A 4,519-nucleotide genomic window follows, 5' to 3' on the forward strand; every position below is an offset into this window, starting at 1 on the left:
CTGCGAACCTTCGACCAGCACCTTCACGGTACCGTCCGGCAGTTTCAGCATTTGCAAAATGTTGGCGACGCAGCCGATTTCATAAATATCAGCGGGAGAAGGTTCGTCCTTGGCGGCGGCTTTCTGGGCAGCGAGCATGATGCTCTTGCCCTGCTCCATTGCCGCTTCCAGCGCCTTGATCGATTTCGGGCGGCCAACAAACAGCGGTATCACCATATGCGGAAAAACGACGACATCCCGCAGAGGCAACAGAGGCAGTTGAGTTTGCTCAGTTAATTTGGAAGTTGTCATGGCGTACCCTATGTAAAAGCTTGGTTATGATGTAGGCCCTCGCGGCCAAATCACAAGACCTGCAACCGTAATATTTCTCAGAAAAATTAAGATTTGCTGAAATTATTAGCGGCTACGATAAAAGAACGCATTTTCAAATAAAAAAAGCCACGCGCGACAGGCAATCGCGAGTGGCTTTCCGACTGAAGCCTGCGTTCTATTATTGGTTTTGATTGTACCGCCTTGCCTCAGGGATGCAAAACCCTTTTTAGTTTTCCCCCGACGCCTTTGGGGTTTCCTGATAAATCAAAAGAGGTTTTGCGCCACTGGTGATCGTATTTTCATCAATGACGACTTTTGTTACGTTTTGCTGATTCGGCAAATCAAACATTACGTCCAGCAGTGCATGTTCCAGAATCGAACGCAGACCGCGCGCGCCGGTCTTGCGCGCCAGGGCTTTCTTGGCAATGGCGTGCAGTGCGGCAGGACGGATCTCCAGTTCGGAACCTTCCATTTCGAGCAGTTTGGAATACTGTTTCACCAGCGCATTCTTTGGCTCGATCAGGATCTGGATCAGGGCTTCTTCCGTCAGTTCCGACAGGGTCGCCACCACCGGCAGACGGCCTACCAGTTCAGGGATCAGGCCGAACTTGATCAGGTCTTCCGGTTCCGCTTCCATCAGGATTTCGCTGTTGGCGCGCTGTTCCTTGCTCTTCACCACGGCCGAGAAGCCGATGCCGGATTTTTCGGACCGGTTCGAAATGATCTTCGCCAGGCCGTCAAATGCGCCGCCGCAAATGAACATGATGTTGGTGGTGTCGATCTGCACGAAGTCCTGGTTCGGGTGCTTGCGGCCGCCCTGCGGAGGCACGGAAGCCATGGTGCCTTCGATCAGTTTCAGCAGTGCCTGCTGCACGCCCTCGCCCGACACGTCGCGGGTAATCGACGGGTTGTCGGACTTGCGGGAAATCTTGTCGATCTCGTCGATGTACACGATACCGCGCTGAGCTTTTTCTACATCATAGTTGCAGCTCTGCAACAGTTTTTGAATGATATTCTCGACGTCCTCACCCACGTAGCCAGCCTCGGTCAGCGTGGTCGCGTCAGCGATCACGAATGGCACGTTCAGCATGCGCGCCAGGGTCTGGGCCAGCAGGGTCTTGCCGGAGCCGGTGGGGCCGACCAGCAGGATATTGGACTTGGCCAGCTCGACATCGTCTTTCTTGCCGAGATGCTTCAGGCGCTTGTAGTGGTTGTACACGGCCACCGACAGGATGCGCTTGGCCGTTTCCTGGCCGATCACATACTGGTTCAGCAGGTCGGTGATTTCCTGCGGCGTTGGCAGGTCCGACTTGGCGCCCGTGACAGATTCGATGCTGGAGGTCTCATCGCGGATGATGTCATTGCACAAGTCAATGCACTCGTCGCAGATGAAGACGGATGGACCGGCGATGAGTTTCTTCACCTCGTGCTGGCTTTTGCCGCAGAACGAGCAGTACAGAAGTTTTTCGCCGCTGGAGGATTTTTTCTCTGACATGGGACTTTTCTTTAGTGTGTAGCCAAGGTTGCAATGTGCCGCGGAAAGAAGTCCTGCACACAACCACCATGCTACCCGAAATAAATGCAAAACGCCCGAACGTTGTAGCGTCCGGGCGTCTTATCTTCGGACGCTTTTAAGCCCGGCTGGTCAACACTTTGTCGATCAGGCCATATTCCGCCGCCTCTTCCGACGACATGAAGCGGTCGCGGTCGGTGTCCTTGGCAATCTGGTCGATCGTCTGGCCGGTACGCTCGGCCATGATGCTGTTCAGGCGATGGCGCAGGTACAGGATTTCCTTGGCCTGAATTTCGATGTCCGATGCCATGCCCTGCGAACCGCCCGACGGCTGGTGAATCATGATACGGGAGTTCGGCAGCGAGAAGCGCTTGCCTTTCGCGCCCGCGGCCAGCAGGAAGGCGCCCATCGAGGCGGCCATGCCGGTGCACAGGGTCGACACGTCAGGCTTGATGAACTGCATCGTGTCAAAGATCGCCAGGCCGGCGGAAACGGAACCGCCCGGGGAATTGATGTACAGCGAGATGTCCTTGTCCGGATTTTCACTTTCAAGGAACAGCAGCTGGGCAACAATCAGGTTGGCCATCTGGTCGTTGACCGGACCCACCATGAAGATCACGCGTTCCTTCAGCAGGCGCGAGTAAATGTCATACGAGCGCTCGCCGCGGCCGCTTTGTTCGATCACCATCGGCACCAGGCCGAGCATTTCCGTATCGAGTGCGGGATTACGGTTCATTCCAATTCCTTTGCTAGAACCACCATCGTGAAACAGGGGGCAGACACACATTCAGCTGCAGCGGCTCGCGTCCACTATCTCTGACTGCGTGTCTGCCCCCAGGATTAGGCCGGTGGTTTATTAAACACAAGCAATTAAGCCTGCGCTGCGCTTCCCATCAGTTCGTCGAAAGGAATTTCTTTCGAAGCGTTCTTAGACAGGCCCAGGACGTATGTAACGACGTTTTCTTCCAATACAAGAGCTTCCACCTCAGCCAGACGACGACGGTCGCTGTAGTAGTATTTCAGCACTTCGCGTGGATCTTCGTAGCTCTGCGCGAAGTCTTCGATCTGTGCCTTCACCTGCTCTGGAGTCGCTTGCAGGTTGTTGTCGCCAACCAGCTTGGACAGGATCAGACCCAGGCGCACGCGGCGCTCAGCCTTGTCCTTGAACAGCTCTGGAGGGAATGGTACATCTTTTACGTTCATGCCGCGGGCAGCCATGTCCTGGCGGGTCATTTCGGCCAGGCGCTCGGTGTCCTGAGCGATCAGGGACTGTGGCACTTCCAGCACGGCGGTCTTGACCAGGGAATCCATCACGGCTTCCTTGTTGCGTGCTTTCACGCGGCCTGCAACTTCACGCTCCAGGTTGACTTTGATGTCTTCGCGCATTTTGGCCAGGTCGCCGTCAGCCACGCCTAGGGACTTGGCGAATTCGCCGTCCACTTCAGGCAGATGCGCCCATTCCAGCTTTTTCAGGGTGATGGTGAACTCGGCGGTTTTGCCGGCCACGTCCTTGCCGTGGTAGTCCTCAGGGAATGCCAGCGGGAAGGTCTTGGACTCGCCCACTTTCAGGCCGACGGTTGCGGCTTCGAATTCCGGCAGCATGCGGCCTTCGCCCAGCACGAAAGCGTAGTCTTCCGCTTTACCGCCAGGGAATTCCACGCCGTCGATGGAGCCGACGAAGTCCACGGTCACGCGGTCGCCGTTAGCAGCGATGGCTTCGCCGCCGTCGCCGTGCTCGCCTTTTTCGCCCTTGGTGTGGAAGTGCACGCGCTGCTTGCGCAGGATGTCGATGGTCTTGTCGATTTCGGTATCGGTCACGGACGACTTCACGGTCTCGATCTCAACCTTGGTCAGGTCGCCGATTTCCACTTCCGGATAGATCTCGAAGGTGGCGTCGAAAGCCAACTGGCCTTCCGGTGCGTCCTGCTTCGGTTCGATGCGTGGGAAACCAGCAACACGCAGTTCGTTGGCGTTGGCGGCATCGTTGAAAGCGCGGCCGACTTTGTCGTTCAGCACTTCGCTTTCGATCTGGTAGCCGTATTGTGCAGCAACCATTTTCATTGGCACTTTGCCTGGACGGAAGCCAGGTGCGCGAGCGCTACGGGCTTGTACTTTCAGGCGCTTTTCCACTTCGGAACGAACATCCGACAGCGGGAAGGAAATCGTCATGCGGCGTTCAAGTTTGCCCAGGGTTTCGACTGCAGTAGCCATGTAAAAATCGTCCAAAAAAATATATGTACTTATGGTGCGAGGAGGGGGACTCGAACCCCCACACCATTGCTGGCGTCAGGACCTRAACCTRGTGCGTCTACCAATTTCGCCATCCTCGCGGCACTTTTGCACAAAAGCAAAGGGCGACCCTTTAAGTGAAAACAGGTCGCCCAGGGCTTTCAACTTCGACCCGGCATTTTACAACTTTTTTCAGAGTGTGGAAGGGTTTTTTAGCTTCCACACAACATTAAGAACCCTCGGCTTGAACCTGACGGCGGCACAACCGGAACCCGAGGCAGAGACCTGGTGGCTGCCACGTCGTGGCAGCCACCCGTTTTATGCCTTGGGTTTTGGCACCCGGAACCACGCCGCGTAGAGTGCCGGAAGGAATAGCAAAGTCAAAGCAGTCGCCAGAATCAGCCCGCCCATGATCGCCACCGCCATCGGCCCCCAGAATACGGAGCGCGACAAGGGAATCATGGC

5 protein-coding genes and 1 tRNA gene are annotated in these 4,519 nt (G+C 56.1%); all 6 read right to left on the reverse strand.

Going from position 1 to position 4,519, the window contains the following annotated elements; all coding sequences use genetic code 11:
• Positions 1-291 (reverse strand): LON peptidase substrate-binding domain-containing protein (locus tag AB4Z11_RS23865; protein WP_442028159.1); only part of this gene is annotated, 291 nt, incomplete at its 3' end.
• 247 nt (positions 292-538) lie between these two features.
• Positions 539-1,807: an ATP-dependent Clp protease ATP-binding subunit ClpX gene (gene clpX / locus AB4Z11_RS23870; protein WP_442028160.1), complete on the reverse strand. Its 1,269-nt coding sequence runs from the start codon at positions 1,805-1,807 to the stop codon at positions 539-541.
• Positions 1,808-1,943: 136 nt separating this feature from the next.
• A complete protein-coding gene (clpP, locus tag AB4Z11_RS23875; RefSeq protein ID WP_442028161.1) occupies positions 1,944-2,561 on the reverse strand; it encodes an ATP-dependent Clp endopeptidase proteolytic subunit ClpP in 618 nt (205 codons plus the stop codon).
• Between the two features lie 134 nt (positions 2,562-2,695).
• Complete coding sequence (gene tig, locus AB4Z11_RS23880) at positions 2,696-4,036, reverse strand: trigger factor (RefSeq protein ID WP_442028162.1); 1,341 nt, start codon at positions 4,034-4,036, stop codon at positions 2,696-2,698.
• A gap of 32 nt (positions 4,037-4,068) precedes the next feature.
• Positions 4,069-4,155: transfer RNA gene (locus AB4Z11_RS23885), tRNA-Leu, on the reverse strand.
• A 217-nt stretch (positions 4,156-4,372) separates the two neighbouring features.
• On the reverse strand, positions 4,373-4,519 hold a 147-nt coding region (locus AB4Z11_RS23890; protein WP_442028163.1), incomplete at its 5' end, for an AcrB/AcrD/AcrF family protein.

It is taken from the genome of Pseudoduganella sp. RAF53_2 (assembly GCF_052113985.1).
Lineage (GTDB): Bacteria > Pseudomonadota > Gammaproteobacteria > Burkholderiales > Burkholderiaceae_D > Rugamonas.

Excerpts from the sequence above, each read along its gene's own strand:
- clpP (WP_442028161.1), bottom strand. The coding sequence starts at position 2,561 with ATGAACCGTAATCCCGCACTCGATACGGAAATGCTCGGCCTGGTGCCG.
- tig (WP_442028162.1), bottom strand. The coding sequence starts at position 4,036 with ATGGCTACTGCAGTCGAAACCCTGGGCAAACTTGAACGCCGCATGACG.
- clpX (WP_442028160.1), bottom strand. The coding sequence starts at position 1,807 with ATGTCAGAGAAAAAATCCTCCAGCGGCGAAAAACTTCTGTACTGCTCG.